Raw genomic sequence first — 19512 nt, forward strand, 5'->3', positions numbered from 1 at the left:
GGTACGACTCATAAATCACCTCGTTAGTTGAAACGTGGTGATAAACTAAGCCATCTGCAAAAACATGCCTAGGTGTGGTTGCTGTTACGCTTACGCGGATGTCACTTTACCCGCACGTTCCCGTGCGAACCATTCTTCGAATACTTCGCTCAGCGATTGGCGGTCTTGATTCCGGAGCTTTTCTTTTTTCCTCTGGCTTTTCTCTAGTCTTTTTGTGGTTCGACCGTAACCACGTGTCTGTTAGTGCCACCCGCTATCCTCTTAATATCAAATGCCTGAGTTGTCATTAAGAACAGCCTATTGATGTCGGAAAGTGAACAACGTTGTCTAAACCGACAAGGGGCTGTTGAATTTTTCATCAGAATGACATGAATAGTCGGTATTTTATGATTATTTGCACCAATATAGTCTACAATGATCCAAATTGGTGCAAACTTAAGGTGTGTTAAACCGCCTTACTCGACTGTAAATAATTAAACTTTCATTAAAAACAATGGGTTATATATTTGGCACGTGGATTGCAATCCAATACGCATCCTAAGAGGTACACAACAATAGCTGTATAAAACTGGATTTAATCAGTTATTGATATATGTTTATTTTGACTTTTGATATTCAAGATTCCGCTGGAGGAAAACATGTCAGCAAGTAAGATTTTCGACGCCATTAAAGAGCATGACGTCAAATTCGTCGACTTACGTTTTACCGATACTAAAGGTAAAGAACAGCACGTCACAATTCCGGTGTCGCAAATCGACGACGACTTTTTCGAAGAAGGCAAAATGTTCGACGGCTCTTCAATCGCTGGCTGGAAAGGCATTAATGAGTCAGACATGGTGTTGATGCCTGATGCAGATTCATTGGTTTTAGACCCGTTCACTGACGAAATGACATTGAACGTACGCTGCGACATCTTAGAGCCCGATACAATGCAAGGTTACAGCCGTGACCCACGCTCTATCGCGAAGCGCGCAGAAGAGTTCTTACAAGCATCAGGTATCGCTGATAGCGCCTTCTTTGGTCCTGAGCCAGAATTCTTCCTATTTAACGATGTACGTTTCCACACCGACATGAGCGGTTCGTTCTACAAGATCGATGCCGAAGAAGCGAAATGGAACTCTGGTCGTGAATATTCAGAAGGTAACCTAGCCCACCGTCCTGGCGTTAAAGGCGGTTACTTCCCAGTGCCTCCAGTTGATTCTGCGCACGACATCCGTGGCACCATGAGCTTGGTAATGGAAGATATGGGTCTGGTTGTTGAAGCGCATCACCACGAAGTGGCAACAGCGGGTCAGAACGAAGTCGCGACTCAGTTCAACAGCTTGACTAAGAAAGCGGACGAAATCCAAATCTATAAGTACGTTGTACACAACGTTGCGCACTCATATGGCATGACAGCAACCTTTATGCCTAAGCCATTGGTCGGTGACAACGGTTCAGGTATGCACGTACACATGTCATTGGCGAAAGATGGTCAAAACCTGTTTGCTGGCGACCAGTACGCTGGATTGAGCGAGACTGCGTTGTACTACATCGGCGGTATCATCAAACACGCACGTGCAATTAACGCATTTACTAACCCATCAACCAACTCATACAAGCGTTTGGTTCCAGGGTTTGAAGCGCCTGTTATGTTGGCTTACTCAGCGCGTAACCGTTCTGCATCCATTCGTATCCCATTGGTATCGAGCGCTAAAGCGCGTCGTATCGAAGTACGTTTCCCTGACCCAAGCGCTAACCCATACTTGTGCTTCACTGCACTATTAATGGCAGGCTTGGACGGCATCCGTAACAAGATCCACCCAGGTGACGCGATGGATAAAGACTTGTACAACCTACCGCCAGAAGAAGCGAAAGACATCCCAACGGTATGTCATTCACTTGAAATGGCATTGGATGCATTAGACAAAGACCGTGACTTCTTGAAGCAAGGCGGCGTAATGGACGACGACATGATCGACGCTTACATTGCTCTGAAGTACAACGAAGTAGAAACATTGAAGAAAACAACTCACCCTGTTGAATTCGATATGTACTACAGCGTGTAAATCGCAGCGGTTGCACGAGGGAGGCAATGCCTCCCTTTTTAACCTCTGTATGTGCACCAAATTAGTGCAGACTATTGTGGAGTGTGTTTGAGTGAATCTCGCGTCTATTTTGAATCAGTTGCTCACCGGCATCGTGATCGTCGATGAAGGGTGGATCGTGCGTTACGTCAATGCAGCGGCTGAATCGATTTTTGACCACAGTGCTAAACGCCTCATCGGTGAACCGTTCGCTGAGGCTTACTATGAGAGCGATTTACCGCTAAATACACTGCAGAATTGTTTGTCTGAAGAGCAAACCGTGGTGAACTCCGAAGCGAGTTTCTTTCTTCACTCTGGGCAACGGGTTACCACTGAAGTCAGTATTCAGTCATTGCATGATGATGGCCAAAAGCAGTGGCTTATCGAGCTTAAACAAGTCGACCTACAACGTCAGATCTCGCGCGAAACGCAGCAGCAACAGCAGTTATTTGCCACGCAGTCGCTGTTGCGGGGAATGGCGCACGAGATTAAGAACCCATTAGGTGGCTTACGGGGCGCAGCGCAGCTGTTAGCACTTGAATTGCCCGATGAGTCATTGCGTGAGTATACCGATTTGATTGTGACGCAGGCGGACCGGCTGCGCACCTTGATCGACCGGATGATGGGTCCGGTGCAAGCAGAACACAAACGTGAGACAAATTTGCACGAGTTACTTGAGCGTGTCGCGAAGACGTTGCGCTATGAGTATGGGGACAGCCTCGATATTAAACGCGATTATGACCCATCATTACCCGAGCTCTGGGCGATGGCAGAGTCCTGTGAGCAAGTATTTTTAAACATCGCGCAAAATGCCGCTCAGGCACTCGAGGGCACCGGCCGAATTACCTTCAAAACACGAATTGAACACCAGCTGACGTTACTTGGCAGGCGTCATCGGCAATGTGCCGTGATCAGCATCATTGATGATGGTCCCGGTATTGACGACGCTATTATGGCAAGTTTGTTCTACCCGATGGTGAGCGGACGAGCGGAGGGCACAGGCCTTGGGCTATCGATGGCACATAGTTTAGTGCATCAGCACCAAGGCAAGATCGAGGTGGACTCTGAACCTGGTCACACGGTGTTCCGAATTTATTTACCGTATCAACAACAACCGAGCGAGGAGGCGAGTCTATGAGCCAAGCGCAACACCTTTGGATCCTCGACGACGATCCGTCTATTCGCTGGGTTTTACACAAAGCATTTGAGCGCTCGGGGTATCAGGTGCGGGTGTTTGAACGTGCAGATGAACTCACGTTGGCATTAGATTTTGAAGTGCCCGACACCATTATTAGTGATATCCGTATGCCGGGCACCGATGGCCTTGCATTGCTTAAACAAATTAAACAACACGACGCCGAGTTGCCGATCATTATCATGACGGCGCACTCGGATCTGGATACCGCCGTGAGTGCCTTTAAAGGAGGCGCTTTTGAGTATCTGGCGAAGCCCTTTGATATCGAAGAAGCACGCAGCGTGGTTGCAAAAGCGATGGCGCATCGCAGTAAACCTGCAGTGAACACCAGTGCTCGACAAGCGAGCACCGATATCATCGGCGACTCAGCGCCGATGCAAGATGTCTTCCGCGCGATTGGCCGTCTATCGGCATCGAGTGTGAGTGTACTGATCACGGGTGAGACCGGTACAGGTAAAGAGCGAGTCGCACGTGCCCTGCACAAGCACAGTCCGCGCTCCGACAAACCGTTTATTGCGTTGAACATGGCGGCAATTCCTGCGGATTTAGTTGAGTCTGAGTTATTTGGTCACGAGCGAGGGGCATTTACAGGTGCTGATAAAAAGCGAGAGGGACGGTTTTTGCAGGCTGACGGCGGCACGCTGTTCTTAGATGAAATTGGTGATATGCCACTGTCTGTACAAACTCGTTTATTGCGCGTGTTGGCGGAGGGCCAGTTTTACCCAGTCGGTGCGCATCAGCCTGTGCACGTTAATGTGCGCGTGATCGCCGCCACCCATCGCGACTTAAAAGAGGCGGTTGCTCAAAACGAGTTTCGTGAAGACCTGTATCATCGTCTGAATGTTATCCAACTTCGTCTACCTGCCTTACGCGAGCGTAAGCAAGACATCGCTTTACTTACGCAGCATTTTTTAAAGCTGTCAGCGGTCGAATTAGAGGTGAGCGAGAAACAGTTGTCAGAAGAGGCTCTGGCGCAGCTTGAGGCTTATGATTGGCCGGGTAACGTGCGTCAGCTCGAGAACGTGTGTCGTTGGTTGACAGTGATGGCACCGGCGCAACAAGTGAGCCTGGACGAACTCCCTTATGAGCTGCTCGAGCCGCCAGAGCCGACACAAAGCGGTCAACTGTCGGGTAATTGGCGTGAGTTGCTCGCTGAAGAGTTGCGTACGCAAAGCCATTCCCATGATAATATGACACCTATAATACAGGATGTTGAGCGCATCGCCTTGCGCATAGCACTGGATAAGTGCGACGGACACAAGCAAAAGGCCGCACATTGGCTTGGCTGGGGGCGCAATACCTTAACGCGAAAACTCAAATTGTTGAGCAAGTAAATCTTTGTAAAGAGAGTCGCGTTACGCTGTGCTATTTTAGAAGATGGTCTTTACACTTTAAACGGGACTCAATTGACCATGACACATTCTGTTCTACTCATTGATGACGACCATGAAATGTCGGCAATGCTCACCGAGCTATTTAAGCGCGAAGCGGTGGAGCTGACTGTAGTTGATGATGGCGTGAAGGGACTGGATGCCGCATTAAACGGGGATTTCGAGCTGATTTTATTAGACGTCATGCTGCCCGGTATCGACGGTATGCAGTTGTTACAGCGCTTACGCCAACAACACCGTGATACTGCCGTATTAATGTTAACGGCGCGTGGTGACGATGATGACCGTGTGATGGGACTGGAACTCGGCGCAGATGATTATCTGCCGAAGCCATTTAATCCGCGTGAACTTGTTGCGCGTGTTCGTGCGTTGCTCCGTCGGACTGCAAATACGATGATGCAAAACGAAGTGTTGACGGTGAGTGGTTTTACGCTCGATCCGAGTAAAGCCGAAGTCACTTGTGACCAACAGCCGTTGGTGATGACACCGACTGAGTTTGATATTTTGCGTTGTTTGATGCAGCAAGCCGGTCAGATGGTCAGTAAAGATCAACTGTCAGTGGCTGCGTTAGGCCGTAAAATGGGGCCGTTTGATCGTAGCCTCGACGTACATATCAGTAATATTCGCAAAAAACTACCGGCTAATCCTGAGCGCATTCAAACCGTTCGTGGTCGGGGATACCGTCTCGTCAACGAATAATGAAACCACACCGTAAACGCCCGATTCGCTGGTACCAATCGCTTACACTGCGATTGCTCCTGTTGTTCTGGGCGTTGCTGTTTTTAACTGCCAGTAGTGGTTACTTGCTCGCGGTGTGGAATAAAGTCACACCAGAAGTAAAGCCCATTGCTGAACCTATCCGCCGTACCTTAGCGCCCTTACTCGAAAATGAATTAACGTACTTATCATTGCAACCGGGACGCTTGCTCACGGGCGATTACCGCGTAGCAGCGCGGGTACTGGCGCAAGGTCAGCAAAAGTTGATGATGGATGAGTTCTTATCGCAACGTTATCGGCAAACCATGTTGCGCTTTTTAAACTACGATGAGCCGATGCAAATGCCACTCGAAGACCGTTTGTTGATAGGTCCTTTCGAGTTTAAAGGCAATAAGCTTCTAATCACTCGTCCACTAAAAGCGTCGGAGTGGACTGATCGTGAAGAAGCAGAGCAAGAGTTGATGCGGGCGCGCAGTTGGACGTTGGTGGGCGGTAGTTTAGCGATTGCGATTTTGTTGGGTATCTGGCTGATTCGACCGATAAAACGCATGATCCGAGCTACCCGTGAGGTTGCTCAAGGTAGTGCTGAGCCTGAGTTAGGCCAGTTGCCTCGACGTAAAGATGAAGTCGGCGAGCTGGCGCGCGCCCTAGCGCAGACAGCGCGCGATCTTGCTATTTCTCGTGATGCGCAACGGCGCTTATTAAGTGATGTGTCACACGAACTGCGTTCGCCGATGGCACGGATGCAAGTCGCCCTCGATCTCAGCGAAGATGAGCATCAAGAGGATGCACATTGGCAACAGTTGCGTCGCGATAGTGAGCGCTTGAATCAAATCATTGAACGTATCTTATCGCTCTCGAAACTTGAGAACGGCTTAATCAGCTTAAATACGCATACTGTTGATCTGCGCAAGTTGGTGCAACGGCTTGTCGACGACACCTTGTACAGTCATCCTGAGTATAAAGATCGGCTCGTTATTCGCGAGGGCGATTGGCGCGAACTCGAGAGCGATGATGAGCTGATCCGGTTAGTGTTAGAAAATATTATGCGTAATGCCCTGCACTACACCGACAAAGCGGTCGAATTTGGTTGTGAGAAGCACGGTAAGTGGCTGCAACTGTATGTGCGCGATCACGGCCCAGGTGTTGACGAAGAAACAATTGAGAAGCTGTTTGAGCCGTTTTACCGCGGCGACCCGTCGCGTAAGCATCAGGCGGGTGTCGGTTTAGGCTTAGCGTTAAGTCAGCGCTCAGCGTTGGTACTGGGTGGTCAGCTCCGTGCTCGAAATCATCCGCAAGGAGGACTAGAAGTTGTCTTAGATTTACCGTTAGACTAAGACTTAATCATAGCGACGGGAATCAAAGCGGATGATCCGACCGGCGGATAATGAGCCTGAATGGCTCGAATTTTATCACCAACACATCGCCCCTTTCTGGGCTGAATCAGTTGAACATATTTATTTAGACGCGGCAGACGGCCTGCGTCTTTTTTATGCGTACCATAAAGTCAGCGAAACGGCTCCCTTACTAGTCATTTCGACGGGCCGGATTGAGGCCGCGATAAAGTACCAAGAGGTGATATGGGAACTGGCGCAACAGGGAATTTCTTGTGCGGTTATTGATCATCGAGGGCAAGGCTTATCAGGACGTATGACGGAAAACAGCCATCAAGGCCATGTCGCACGGTTCCGTGATTTTATTGATGACTTTAGCGTATTCATGAATGATATCGACGAGCGCTTTCCTAAAGCGTCTCGCTATGCACTTGGGCACTCGATGGGCGGAGCGATTTTATCCTGGGCGTGTTGTGAGCAGGATTTTCAATTTAAGCATTTGTTTCTCACCGCTCCCATGATGGGTATTCGTACGGCAGGCATACCGGCTGCGATCGCGCGTGCAATTGCTGGCGCAGGGCGCTGGCTAAATGAGACGATTTCACCTGAAAAGCCATGGTACTTTTTAGGCATGAAGGATTATATTGCGATTCCTTTTGCTGAAAATGTGTTGACCCATAGCGAACAACGCTATCAAGTGTTTCGAGAAGCCTACGAAAATGAGCCACGGGTTAAACTCGGTGGCCCTACGTTTGCCTGGTTGCACGAGGCGTTGACGACGTGTAAGCAATTGCAGAGCATGGGTCATCAACTTAAGGTGACTGCGACGTTATTTAACGCGGGTGCTGATGTTGTGGTTAGCGAGAAGGCACAAAGACGTTTTGCTGCAGGCGCCGGAACACGAGTTGAGTTCCGTGCAATTGAAGGGGCAAAACATGAGCTCATGATGGAAAGTGATCGCTACCGTCAACCCATTATGGAGGCTGTGCTGACGCGACTTAAGTCGAGCGTCGCTCAGTGATAGAGCCCTCTACATAGGCAATAATTTCCGGGTCCATGTGAACAATAATGTCAGCATTAGGGAAGGCTTGCATCAGCGCGCTTTCAACTTGATCTGAAATAGCATGGGCCTTGAGTAGCGACAGGTTGTCATCGAGCTCAATGTGTAACTGAATAAATCGCGTCGATCCCGCCTCTCGGGTTCTCAGCCCATGAATACCCAACACGCCGTCAATCGATTGTGCGGTCTCAATAACTTTCTTTTGCAATGCCTCGGGTAGTTCTCTGTCCATTAACGAATTAAATGCCTCAGTACCAATACGAATGGCGCCCCAAATTAAATACACGGCAATTAAAATAGCAAACACACCATCGGCCCAATGCCAACCAAACTGACTTAAAATCAACGCAATGAGGACAGCAAGGTTCAACAAGATGTCGGACTGGTAGTGAAGATGATCGGCTTTAACAGCTTGGGATTGTGTTGCGCGAATTGCCATGCGCTGGATAACCAACAGCACCATGGTGATAGTAATGGCCGCGACGCTGACCCAAATACCGCTTTGAACGTTGGGCAGTTGCGAATCGTGCATCCATTGTTGTGCACTATGAAATATAAGCAACATACCTGAGCCTGCGACAAAGGCACTTTGTGCTAACGCGGCAAGTGACTCGGCTTTACCGTGGCCAAATCGGTGTTCATCATCGGCCGGTTGTAGCGAGTAACGAATTGCAAAAAAGCTAAAAATTGAGGCGCCGCTATCAAGTAACGAGTCGGTTAATGAGGCAAGCATACTGGCTGACTCGGTATCAAACCAAGCGTATAGCTTCATCGTGATCAAAAGTGCCGCAGCCGTGACCGAAGAGGCACTGGCGAGCTTTACCCAAAAGGCGTATTGATGCTTGTAACTCGTTGGAGAATTCAATTCGATACACACCTCGTATTAAGATAGTGGTATTCTAGCGTTTTTTAAGTAGCTGATAAAATCACTATGTTGCATTTGGTCTTATTTGAACCGGAAATACCACCGAACACAGGCAATGTTATTCGTCTTGCGGCGAATACGGGCATGCAATTACATCTGATCGAACCGCTCGGTTTCGAGCTGGATGAGAAAAAGGTACGCCGCGCAGGCTTGGACTATCATGCGCTCACTCAAGTCAAAATTCATAAGAATTGGTCTGCATTTTTAGAGACCGTTGAGTACAACCGTATTTTTGCATGTACCACGAAAGGTTCGACGCGATACACAGACGTTGTGTATCAGGAGAATGACGTATTGCTATTTGGGCCCGAAACCCGCGGACTTCCAATGGAGGTTTTGCAAACGTTCCCAGAAGAAAACTGGTTGCGGTTACCGATGGTGCCCGATAGCCGAAGTCTAAACCTATCGAACTCGGTCGCGATTTTTACCTATGAGGCGTGGCGGCAGTTAGATTTTAAGGGCGCGGTGTAGCGCTCTTAATGCTGTTGTCGAACAAACTGCGTAGCAGATTGCCTTGCGCGTTATCTTTAAATGCTAAATACAAGGGTACTTCATTGCTGAGTGCCCGGCGCTTGTATGGGACTTCTGTCCAGTCGGGCAAATTTGCGGCGTAATCGACAACGCCATCAACGCGACCCATATCCAGCAGAGCAAAGCAGTCTAACGAGGTATTCGCGTTATAGATATTGGCATTCGCGGGTATCAGCGTTTGTTGGTAATGGCCTCCCGCAACGCACAAACTCACTTGTTGCTGTTGATTGAAGGTGTTGTTAAGCGCTGACTCACTTTTGGTAAATAAATAGACAGGATTGCTTCGTGCGAGCGCATGCTGAGTTTTAATAAAACGCTTATCTAACTGCTCTTCGCGAATACCCACCAGTACCTGTGCTTTACCGGAATCGACTAACTGCTTGGCTCGAGGCCAGTTAGAGGTCTCTGTTTCTACCCTAGAGCCCCAGTCGGCAGTTAACGCCTTAAACTTTTGCCACAAGACGCCTTCACCATTCATTTCGGTTTGTCCAGGAACCAGTGAACTGGCACCGATCAGTGGGTTTGGGATTCGAACGGGCGTAATCGGGCGGTTAATTTTAGATTGGTAAGTTTCACGCAGTGCGGTGATGCGCCCTGTAGCTTTCATGAGCTCAAGCGCATTGAGCAAATCAGGGATCAGATCAGCATGCTTTTTATGCAAATAATGGTATCCCTGATACCGCTTAATTTCATAGACAATTAAGTCATCACGATCATGTAATGCCGAACCCCGATACTGAAAATCCGCCATTAGCGTTGCTTCAACGCGACCCGCATCCATCAGTTTAATGACTTGTTCTAGATTAACCGGTTTAACAATTGGAATATCGAGCTGGTAGGACTCGACGATTTGGTCGGCGGCGCGTAAACCACTTAAATAGGCGAGGTTTTTTAGCGTATCGGGTGTGCAATCCCCGCATTGCTTAGGGTCGGCAACTAAAAGCAATGAGAATTCGTAAATTGGAAACTCGATCCGAATCAAGTTAGTCAGTTGCTCGGCTAAGCCCGGGATACGACCTAATTCACCAGCGATGATACCTTCTGACGCGAGTTGTTCGCCCCGTAAGCGAGGTAGCGGCTCATAACGCAGTTCGACATTAAGCTCTGCATAAGCCTCTTCTAATATCGACTGCACTAACTCAGGTAACGGACCTTGCTGTGGCGCTCGAAATACCAGCGTTTGGGTTGCTTGCTCATCGCTCAACTGCAAGTCGGTTGATAAGTTGCTCGATGATTGTTGCGCATGAGACTGCCCACTTATCAGAAAAAGCGTAGAAAAAACGACTGCGCGGACTAAGTTAATCACCAGAACACATTACCTTGGTCAATATGACGCCAAAATTATATCAATTGCAGGGTATTATGCATAGCATTTACAAAAATCCAACACCTGTGTAGAAATTGAATTAATTCTTTTTCATGCGGTCAGAACCGCTAGGGAAAATGTTGATAAAACTGAGAGCGATTTTTATTCATTGACCCGTTATACTAGGATTCATTAACCCGCAACTTTGCAGTAATGATAAGGGTGTCTCATGAACAAAAGATGGATCGCATCGAGTCTTAGCATCGTGCTCGCAGGACTGATGACCAGTGCGGTATCCGCACAAGAACAACCAACCATTGAAGACGATGGCTACCGACATGTAATGCTCACCGGCGGAGGTTTAACCCTTTGCACGAGTATGGCATCGGATAGCTGTAATGAAACCGACTGGATTGATAGTCAAACGATGCGCACTAATCGTTACATCGACTTGTCGGAGAAATCGATCAAGACGGCGGTATCCGATGAATATTGGACTGGCTTTCGTGAAGATGCTCGGAAAAAGGTCGACGAAGCGTTAAAGCTTATCTATGACCGTATGAATGAGGAAATCATTACCGAGCGTGTGTTTATGCGTGAGTTTACTCGTCGCGCTACGTTAAAAACATACAACTCGTTGTCTGAAGCTGAGTGGAATAAGCTCGTTGATCTGCTCGAGATGCCAGTACCCGCCGAACTCGATGAGCGAGTCAATCTAACCGAATCTCAGCAAAAGCCTGCGGTTGATATTTATCGACAGTTCGTTGAAATGGCAAAAACCACACGCTTTGATGACAGCAAAAAGCCTGTGGTCTTCTTCACGACGTCGTCATCGCGTGACCCTTACAACGAAGTCGATTACTACATGGACTTGTTCAGTCAACTGGGTGCTGAGCCGCATTGGTTCCCTGTTGATGCCGCGTTGATTAAAGCGCAACAAGAAGGGCGTTGTGAAGAACTCGCTGCTGTGCAAGAAGAGGTGCTAGGCGCATATGCACGCGATCGTGTGTATCGCGATCGATATCAGCAACAGGTCGAGTTTTGTAAAGCACCTAAAGAAGCCTTAAAGATGGTGCGCCAAGCCAACGCGATCTTTATCAATGATGGCGATGCGAACCTCACTCGCTCAACTTTTATTAATGAAGACAACCAGCCATCAGATTTGCTACGCGACATCGTTAGCTTTGTGCAGTCTAAACGCTTAGTTGTTGGCGGCAGTGGTGCCGGTGCCGTTGCATTGACATCTAAACCGATGATTTCTAACGGTACAACAGAGTCAGCGATTAAAGACGGTGCATTTGCCTCTGAGCCACCGCCGTTTGGCTGTGACTTGGACGCAACCTGTCCTACCAATACTCACCCTGATAGCCTGACCTTCCACCCACTCGGCGGCCTGGGCTTATTCCACTTTGGTATTCTCGATAGTGAGTTTTCAGATAATGGCCGCTATGGTCGTTTAATTCGCTTAGCCGGGGACAGTGGAACGCCACTTTCATTGGGTATCGACAAAAATACCGCGATGAAGGTTAACCTTGAAAAGGGTTTGTTCGATATTATCGGTGAACGAGGTGTGTTCTTCGTTGAAAATGCTCAATCGGTGCCGAGTGCAGTGGCGAGTACCTTCCATTATTTAGTGGCGGGCGCTTCGGGTATGATGAATCCGTATGGCTTACAAACCGCGGAATTCTCGGACCAGTCAGGTATTGTAAAAGAGAACCCAACCACCAATTTCTTAACCGACCGCGGTTTAGTTGATTCGATTCGCGTGTTGTGTGGTGAAGAACGCAACGAAGTAACGCTTCTGAATAAAGACTATCGCTTGATCGCGCGTATCAACGACGCAAGCCGTACCGCTGAAGCCGGTGGTGAATGCCAAGTGATTAACGGTAAAATCGGTATTGCTTACCAGCCCGAAGAAAAACTGTAAGTAGCACCTAGTTACTAAAAAGCTCGCCCCGTTGGCACGGAGGCGAGCTTTTTTTATGCGCTGAATTTGAGTTGTGTCGTGCTTTACGCGACACCGTATTGCGCGCGATAGGCTTCAACCGCAGGCAAATGCGCTTTAAACTGTTCATCGTCCTTAAGATACTCAATCACATCGTTAAGCGAGACAATCGCAATCACTTGCGCGTTAAAGTCGCGTTCTACTTCCTGAATCGCTGAAAGCTCGCCTTTGCCTTTTTCTTGGCGATCTAAGGCGATCAACACGCCAGCTAACTGCGCACCGTTTTGCTCAACAATATCCATGGATTCACGAATTGCAGTCCCCGCGGTGATGACATCATCGACCAACATCACGCGACCCTCAAGGGGTGAACCGACTAAGTTGCCGCCCTCGCCGTGGTCCTTTTTCTCTTTGCGATTAAAGCAGTAAGGCGTATCGGTCTGAAAGTGATCAAACAACGCAACCGCAGTCGCGCTGGCGATAGGGATACCCTTGTAAGCCGGACCGAACAGCACATCAAAGTCGATGCCTGAGTCTTTTAACGCTGCCGCGTAAAAACGCCCCAACTTAGCCAAGTCAGAGCCCTTGTTAAAAAGACCTGCGTTAAAAAAGTAAGGGCTGGTGCGACCAGACTTCAGCGTAAACTCACCAAATTTTAGTACACCGCGCTCAATCGCAAACTCGATAAACTCTTTTTGATAGGTTTTCATGCTGATCCCTTATGCCAATGCCGCTTTTTGGATATCAATCAACTCTTTGATGCTTACGCGCGCAATGTCGACCAAGCTTTGCATCTCATCGTAACTAAACGCCTCACCCTCAGCAGTGCCTTGGATCTCGATGAATTTGCCCGCTTCAGTCATTACAACGTTCATGTCAGTCTCGGCCTTAGAGTCTTCAATGTACTCTAAGTCGCTCACCGCATCGCCATCAACAATACCGACAGAAATCGCCGCAACCATTTCTTTTAACGGGTTGACCTTAACCATTTTATTAGCGCGCATGTAGTTCAACGCATCAACCAACGCGACACAAGCGCCGGTAATTGAAGCGGTACGCGTACCACCGTCGGCTTGTAATACGTCGCAGTCGAGCGTGATGGTGTTCTCGCCGAGTGCCTTAAGGTCGATGCAAGCACGCAAAGAACGCGCGATTAAACGCTGGATTTCCATCGTGCGGCCACCTTGCTTGCCACGTGCCGCTTCGCGCTGCGAACGGGTGTGCGTTGAGCGTGGGAGCATGCTGTATTCAGCGGTCACCCAACCTTGCCCCTGACCTTTTAAAAAGCGCGGAACGCCGGCTTCAACCGTGGCATTACACAACACCTTAGTATCGCCGAATTCAATCAGAACTGAACCCTCAGCATGTTTGGTGAAGTTACGCGTGATGGTGACCGGGCGAATTTGTTGGGCAGTACGACCACTTGGACGCATGGCATCTCCTTTATTTGATAGTAAACGCGGATAAGTAAAACGAATTAGCCGTTAGTGTAGCAAATTTGACCGTTGAATGGATCGCGAATCGTTCTGTAACGTATTAAACTAACGCAAGCTGAAAATACGCGGTAATCACTGAACGGGAGGCCGTATGTCGCGTTCAAAAGACGAAGAATTTGAATTGTTCCGCCAAGAAATGAACGACGTGACACCCTTGGTGGGTGAGGAAGTTGCAGACATTCGCACTGCTTTTGAGCCGACATTGGCACAAAAGGAGCGGCGCCGTGCGGCTGAAGCCGAAGAGCAAGAAAACGTTAACTTTTTATCGACCGAGTATGTTGAGTTGGTGGAGCCTGAGGAGTGTATCGAATTTCGGCGCGATGGCGTGCAAGAAGGCGTGTACAAACGGCTTAAACAAGGCCGTTACACCATGGAAGCGAGTCTCAACTTGCATCAGCATACGCTACGCGAGGCGCGTACCGCAGTATTTAACTTTATTCAGGACTGCCATGACGCCGGTATACGTACGGCACTGATTATTCACGGACAAGGTAAACACAGTAAACCGCATCCCGCGCTGATAAAAAGCTATGTGAATAAGTGGCTGCGTGAAATGCCGCCAGTACTCGCGTTTCATAGCGCACAGCGCCACCATGGTGGACGCGGCGCGGTGTATATCATGATGAAGAAGAACGCGGAACAAAAACAAAAGAACCGCGAAAAGCACGCGAAAAAGTAACCGTAAAACGAGTGGTCGTTAGAGACGACCACTCAGTATTAATCCCGCAAAGAAGCCAGTTAGACCGCCACCAAGCCCAAGCGCTAACCCCAAATAGCAGCTCAGTGACCGACCACCGGAGCATACCAAACGCTGCACTCGGCGTTGATAGGTTAGAATACCCAGCAATAGCACTAGATAACTGAGTGTCGGCAGTAACCAGCCGGGATCGACCTCGTAACTTAGAATAAACAAGCTACCGACAACGATCATGAATACTGCAGCCTGATTACGCATTCGCACCAACTGTTGGCGGATAGCATCGGTGGCTGCCATCTTCTGCGCGCGGTGAGAGCCGATAAACAAGCCCGCCAAACCTCCGAGAATAGTGACCGCCATGGCACCTAATAACGCTAACCACTTCACGCTTGTGGCAACACCAGAGGTCAGCGAAAAGCCCGCTGCAGCGGCAGGTGCACTGCCCACCATCGCGCCTGTTGTCAGTAACGTCGAAATACTGATGGACGGTGCCGAAAGCAACGCCGCTTTACCCACGCGGCTTAGTAACTGTTGGGCTAACTGCTTGCGAGCGCGAGACAAACGCTGGCGCACCGCCTCGGGTGTGATCCCCAGCAACTCCGCGACATGTTCAGCCGACTGCTGTTCGCGATAATACAGCAGTACGACATCGCGGCTTTGCTCTGGCAACTTATCCAACGCATGATAAATAATCGCCTGCTGCTGTTGCTCACTGAGCGACGCCTCGGGTGATTCATCGCTCAGTACCGCACCCAGCTCCTCATCGAGATTATCCTTATAGTCGGTACGACGCACATGCTCTTTGCTTAACCACTGATAAGCACAATGCCGCGTGATTTGTCGTAGCCAAGGCAAAAAGCTACGCGTCTTACGCAGCGTATTCATTTTTTGCCAGACAATGAGATAAGCCTCTTGCGCCACCTCTTCTGAGGCTCGGATATCTTTAACAATGGCCAAGGCAATACTCGCCACCAAGTTTTGTGTATGTGTGACTATCTCGGCGAACGCCTGCGAATTCCCTTGGCGCGCTTGCTCAATCGAAGCGTTAAGCGCCGCATACTGTGCAGTTTGATTAGTCATGGCAGCGCTCCTCGATGAAGTGATTAACGGCCAACAAAAAGGCCTCGGGTTGATCCCACATAATAAAATGGCGTGACTCAGCAAACTCTAGCAAGTTGATGGCATTATCACCAGCGATCTGCTGTTGATAGGCATTAAGCGCTGTCTGCTTTTGCTCGACCGTTGAGAAGCCACCGGTCGCCGCCATTTGTAACGTCGGTACGTTGAGGTCAGCGACCTCAGCGCGTAAATCCGTGGTCATCAACTCATACATCGCGCGGCCCACCGTGGCAGGATCCGAGGTTTTTGCCATCGCGACCACGCGCGCTTGATTCTCCTCAGATGAGGTTTGGCGTGATGCCCCCATTTGCACCTGCATCGCCATTTGTTCGGGGGTGAGCTGTTGATATACCGTCAGCATTTGCTGTGCTTGCGGTTTAACCGCTTGAGCAGTCAACGCCGAGTTACCACTGACCAGCGCCGAGAAAAACGGCACACCATCAACCGCGATAAGACATTCCAACGCCTGAGGTTGCTGGCTTGCCAGTTGATAGCCTAAAAACGCGCCCAAACTATGCCCAATGACCACCGCATCGCCAGCGGTGTTCTCCTGCAAATAACGTTCTAGCGCAGTACCTGCGTTTTCAGTAAATGCCTCGCGTAATTGAGGATTGCTTGGATGCGTCCCAAAGCCAGCAAATGCCAGCGTGTGCACCTCATAATGCTGCGCCAACGGCGCTTCCGTTTGCTGCCAAACACGCTCATCGGACATTAAACCCGGGATAAGCACCACCGGCTGACCCTGACCCGAAACCTGCGCATGTAGCACGGTGTTTTGTGAATGCGAGGGCAGGCTGAAAGCGCCCAACGACACGCCTAATAACAAGGTAAGAAATTGGTTTTTCAAAGACATAATACGTTCCTATTGAGTCATTTTTAATAAAGGTTGCTCAATAAGGTCAGACTCGCACAGAAAAGTGTGACATCTTTTTTGTACTATTACTTCATATTGCCTCTTTGCACAGGTAATATTTGGCTTATACGCTTAACGCACACATTGTTTTCGGCAGGTTGAAGGAAAGACCTCCCGACAAAAAAGTAGGATACGCCATGATTCAAAGTATGACCGGTTACGCTCGTTACGAGCACAAAGCAGAATGGGGTAGCGCCGTGTGGGAAATCCGCTCGGTTAACCAACGCTATTTAGAAACCTACTTTCGACTGCCCGAGAGCGTGCGCGCCCTCGAGAACAACCTGCGTGAGCTATTCCGCAAGCAACTCCAGCGCGGCAAAGTCGAATGTCGCTTGCACCTGCACATGGATGAGAGCAAGCAAAGCGAGTTAGTGATTAACGAAGCACTCGCCGAGAGCGTGATCAACCAAGCCAAATGGGTTAACCGCCAAGTTCACAACGCACAAATTAACGCACTCGACGTGTTGAAATGGCCTGGTGTAGTCAGCAGTGACGACCAAGATATCGACGAGCTTCAAAAAGAACTGTTCGACGCCGTAAAACCCGCGCTCAACGAGTTTATCGAAAACCGAGCCAGTGAAGGCGAAGCCATTAACACCATGCTTCAGCAACGCTTAGACGGCATCATCGAACACGTCGCCTTTGTACGCGAACGCATGCCAGAAGTCGTTAAATGGCAACGTGAGCGCTTACTAACCCGCTTTGAAGAAGCCAAAGTCGAACTCGAACCACAACGCCTCGAAGCCGAAATGGTCATGCTGGCGCAAAAAGTCGACGTCGCCGAAGAACTCGACCGCCTCGACGCCCACGTCGCCGAAGCCCGCAAGATCCTGAAAAAGGGCGGCGCCTGCGGCCGACGCCTCGACTTTATGATGCAAGAGTTCAACCGCGAAGCGAACACCCTCGCCTCTAAATCCATCAACGCCGAAATCACCGCCGCCGCAGTCGAACTAAAAGTGTTGATCGAACAGATGCGTGAGCAGATCCAAAATATCGAGTAGGTCGCGCCTTTGGCGCGACTTAGCCCAACCCAACTATCTCCTATCGGTTTAATGATTCGTCGATGGTGACGGCATTAATCGTGTAATCAGAAAAATGTTTGGCAACGAACACCCCCCGACCCTAATTTGATGGGAGATAGAGCATTTAAGCGTACATAACCTACGCTTTACGTTTCACCGGCACCGTTCGTGTATGAGGGGGACGTTAAGAAGCTTGCTTTTAAATTGGCATCGGCTAAAATAGTTAACCTAATAGGTTAATAAAAAATATGGAAATACAGTTCAGATCGAGAAAACTCGAGAAGCAGCTCAGCCAAAATAAAGAGATGCAGAAGGCCTACGGAAGCAATCGGAGCAAACATCTTCGACGGGTGATGGTGTCGCTATCGGCTGCGCCTAATTTAGGTATATTTGCTCCGCCCTATAGCCCGCCTAATCGATGTCATGAGCTAACTGGCAATAGAAAAGGGACTATTTCGATCGATCTCGATGGTCCATATCGATTGTTATTTGAACCTATCAACGATCCACTACCAACTTTGCCTGATGGCGGACTAGATTGGGGTGGCGTTACAGCAATTAAAATACTGGGAGTGGAGGATACTCATGGTTAAAGTAAAAAATGAGTTTCACCCTGATTATGCGGTGCCCCCGGGCGAGATTTTGGAATATGAGTTAGAGCTTCGTGCGATGAGCCAAAAGGAGCTCTCTGATCGGACAGGCATTACCTCTAAGCATTTAATCTCAATTATCAAAGGGGATTCAGCGATAACACCTCAAACAGCGATTAAGCTTGAGCGAGTGTTGGGTATGCCTGTTGATTATTGGCTGAACCTAGAATCTCAATATCGAGAAATATTAGCCCGCAAGTCTGAGCAAAAACAGCTAGAACGCGATTTGGAATGGCTTAAGCGTGTTCCTGTGAATGAAATGGCTAAGCGTGGTTGGATAGACAAGCCGAAGGATAAGATGGCGGTACTAGACCGTGTACTTAAATTCTTCGGTATTGCCAGCGTGGCTCAATGGGATGATATTTGGCCGAATCTAGCGGTTGCATATCGACAGCACCAAAAGCATGAGGTGTTTCCTGAAGCTGTATCGGCTTGGTTACGGAAAGGCGAGCTAGAAAGCCATAAGATTCAATGTAATAAGTTTGATAAATCTGGTTTTAAGGCACTACTTTCCGACCTTCGGGAGTTAACAACTAAGACACCAGAAAACTTCGTTCCTGAATTACAACAAAGATGTGCAAATTTTGGTGTTGCTGTAGTTTTTGTGCCCGCATTACCGAAAACGAGCGTGAGTGGTGCTACACGTTGGCTCACAAAGGATAAAGCATTGATTCAGTTGAGCTTACGATATAAATCAAATGATCACCTTTGGTTCACGTTTTTTCATGAAGCCGGTCACATTTTACTTCATGGTAAAAAGGAAATGTTTCTGGAAGGAACCAACGGACTGGATGGTAAAAAAGAGGAAGAAGCGGATAAATTTGCCGAAGAAATGCTTATACCGCGAGCTGAGTTCAATGCCTTTGTGAAAGCTCGTAACTTTTATGCCGATGATATACGTAGGTTTGCCGACGCTATTGGTATAGCGCCAGGAATCGTAGTGGGTCAATTACAGCATAAAAAGCTTTTACCTCAGAACTTTTGCAACGAATTAAAACAGCGTTATGAGTGGAGGGGTTAATATGTTTTTAGAAAACTATCAGCAGGTAGTGCATGTTTCGGATGAATCCGAACACTCATTTCGGTTCAATCCGATCACCCATTTCGGTTTAAACCGATCACCTGTTTCGGTTTTATCCGATCAC

18 protein-coding genes are annotated in these 19512 nt (G+C 48.8%); 12 read left to right on the top strand and 6 right to left on the bottom strand.

The window, feature by feature from the left end; all coding sequences use genetic code 11:
• Positions 1-638 precede the first annotated feature (638 nt).
• The 6 genes from glnA to DFP83_RS12845 all read left to right on the top strand — a co-directional run bounded on the left by glnA (position 639) and on the right by DFP83_RS12845 (position 7724).
• Positions 639-2048, top strand: coding sequence for a glutamate--ammonia ligase (gene glnA / locus DFP83_RS12820; protein ID WP_110576377.1), 1410 nt, complete (start codon positions 639-641; stop codon positions 2046-2048).
• Positions 2049-2139: 91 nt separating this feature from the next.
• Complete coding sequence (gene glnL / locus DFP83_RS12825; RefSeq protein ID WP_110576379.1) at positions 2140-3204, top strand: nitrogen regulation protein NR(II); 1065 nt, start codon at positions 2140-2142, stop codon at positions 3202-3204.
• Positions 3201-4595, top strand: coding sequence for a nitrogen regulation protein NR(I) (gene ntrC, locus DFP83_RS12830; protein ID WP_110576380.1), 1395 nt, complete (start codon positions 3201-3203; stop codon positions 4593-4595). The genes glnL and ntrC overlap by 4 nt, the downstream gene beginning before the upstream one ends.
• 78 nt (positions 4596-4673) lie before the next feature.
• A complete protein-coding gene (locus DFP83_RS12835; RefSeq protein WP_110576382.1) occupies positions 4674-5351 on the top strand; it encodes a response regulator transcription factor in 678 nt (225 codons plus the stop codon).
• Positions 5351-6706 (top strand): sensor histidine kinase, encoded by a 1356-nt coding sequence (locus DFP83_RS12840; RefSeq protein ID WP_110576384.1) that lies wholly within the window; start codon positions 5351-5353, stop codon positions 6704-6706. The genes DFP83_RS12835 and DFP83_RS12840 overlap by 1 nt, the downstream gene beginning before the upstream one ends.
• 31 nt (positions 6707-6737) lie before the next feature.
• Complete coding sequence (locus tag DFP83_RS12845) at positions 6738-7724, top strand: alpha/beta fold hydrolase (RefSeq protein ID WP_110576386.1); 987 nt, start codon at positions 6738-6740, stop codon at positions 7722-7724.
• Here DFP83_RS12845 and fieF read toward each other — a convergent pair.
• Entirely contained in the window at positions 7702-8628 is a 927-nt protein-coding gene (fieF, locus tag DFP83_RS12850; RefSeq protein ID WP_110576388.1) for a cation efflux pump FieF, read from the bottom strand. The two genes, DFP83_RS12845 and fieF, sit on opposite strands and share 23 nt — an antisense overlap.
• Positions 8629-8694: 66 nt before the next feature.
• Here fieF and trmL point away from each other — a divergent pair, with 66 nt between their 5' ends.
• Complete coding sequence (trmL, locus tag DFP83_RS12855; protein WP_110576390.1) at positions 8695-9159, top strand: tRNA (uridine(34)/cytosine(34)/5-carboxymethylaminomethyluridine(34)-2'-O)-methyltransferase TrmL; 465 nt, start codon at positions 8695-8697, stop codon at positions 9157-9159.
• Here the strand turns inward: trmL and DFP83_RS12860 are convergent.
• Positions 9143-10525, bottom strand: coding sequence for a type 2 periplasmic-binding domain-containing protein (locus DFP83_RS12860; protein WP_110576392.1), 1383 nt, complete (start codon positions 10523-10525; stop codon positions 9143-9145). The genes trmL and DFP83_RS12860 overlap by 17 nt on opposite strands.
• Before the next feature lie 229 nt (positions 10526-10754).
• Between DFP83_RS12860 and DFP83_RS12865 the strand changes: the two genes are divergently transcribed.
• On the top strand, positions 10755-12452 hold the full coding sequence (locus tag DFP83_RS12865; protein ID WP_110576394.1) for a cyanophycinase: 1698 nt from the start codon (positions 10755-10757) through the stop codon (positions 12450-12452).
• Between the two features lie 83 nt (positions 12453-12535).
• Here DFP83_RS12865 and pyrE read toward each other — a convergent pair whose 3' ends face one another.
• Both pyrE and rph read right to left on the bottom strand, forming a co-directional pair.
• Entirely contained in the window at positions 12536-13180 is a 645-nt protein-coding gene (gene pyrE, locus DFP83_RS12870) for an orotate phosphoribosyltransferase (RefSeq protein WP_006954557.1), read from the bottom strand.
• Between the two features lie 9 nt (positions 13181-13189).
• Positions 13190-13903, bottom strand: coding sequence for a ribonuclease PH (rph, locus tag DFP83_RS12875; protein ID WP_110576397.1), 714 nt, complete (start codon positions 13901-13903; stop codon positions 13190-13192).
• 154 nt (positions 13904-14057) lie between these two features.
• Between rph and smrA the strand changes: the two genes are divergently transcribed.
• Entirely contained in the window at positions 14058-14645 is a 588-nt protein-coding gene (gene smrA, locus DFP83_RS12880) for a DNA endonuclease SmrA (RefSeq protein ID WP_110576399.1), read from the top strand.
• A gap of 18 nt (positions 14646-14663) precedes the next feature.
• On the opposite strand, the gene DFP83_RS12885 is transcribed toward smrA, so the two are convergent.
• Positions 14664-15743 (bottom strand): sigma-70 family RNA polymerase sigma factor, encoded by a 1080-nt coding sequence (locus DFP83_RS12885; RefSeq protein ID WP_110576401.1) that lies wholly within the window; start codon positions 15741-15743, stop codon positions 14664-14666.
• Positions 15736-16635 (bottom strand): alpha/beta fold hydrolase, encoded by a 900-nt coding sequence (locus DFP83_RS12890; RefSeq protein ID WP_110576403.1) that lies wholly within the window; start codon positions 16633-16635, stop codon positions 15736-15738. Before DFP83_RS12890 ends, DFP83_RS12885 begins: the two co-directional genes overlap by 8 nt.
• A gap of 197 nt (positions 16636-16832) precedes the next feature.
• Between DFP83_RS12890 and DFP83_RS12895 the strand changes: the two genes are divergently transcribed.
• From DFP83_RS12895 to DFP83_RS12905, 3 genes are all read left to right on the top strand, one after another.
• Positions 16833-17696 carry a YicC/YloC family endoribonuclease gene (locus tag DFP83_RS12895; RefSeq protein ID WP_071462114.1) on the top strand — a complete coding sequence of 288 codons (864 nt, stop codon included), beginning with the start codon at positions 16833-16835 and terminating at the stop codon, positions 17694-17696.
• A 269-nt stretch (positions 17697-17965) separates the two neighbouring features.
• Positions 17966-18310: a type II toxin-antitoxin system RelE/ParE family toxin gene (locus DFP83_RS12900; RefSeq protein ID WP_110576404.1), complete on the top strand. Its 345-nt coding sequence runs from the start codon at positions 17966-17968 to the stop codon at positions 18308-18310.
• Entirely contained in the window at positions 18303-19388 is a 1086-nt protein-coding gene (locus DFP83_RS12905; RefSeq protein ID WP_110576406.1) for a helix-turn-helix domain-containing protein, read from the top strand. Before DFP83_RS12900 ends, DFP83_RS12905 begins: the two co-directional genes overlap by 8 nt.
• Positions 19389-19512: the final 124 nt, after the last annotated feature.

The organism is Idiomarina fontislapidosi (assembly GCF_003226255.1).
Taxonomy (GTDB): Bacteria; Pseudomonadota; Gammaproteobacteria; order Enterobacterales; family Alteromonadaceae; genus Idiomarina; species Idiomarina fontislapidosi.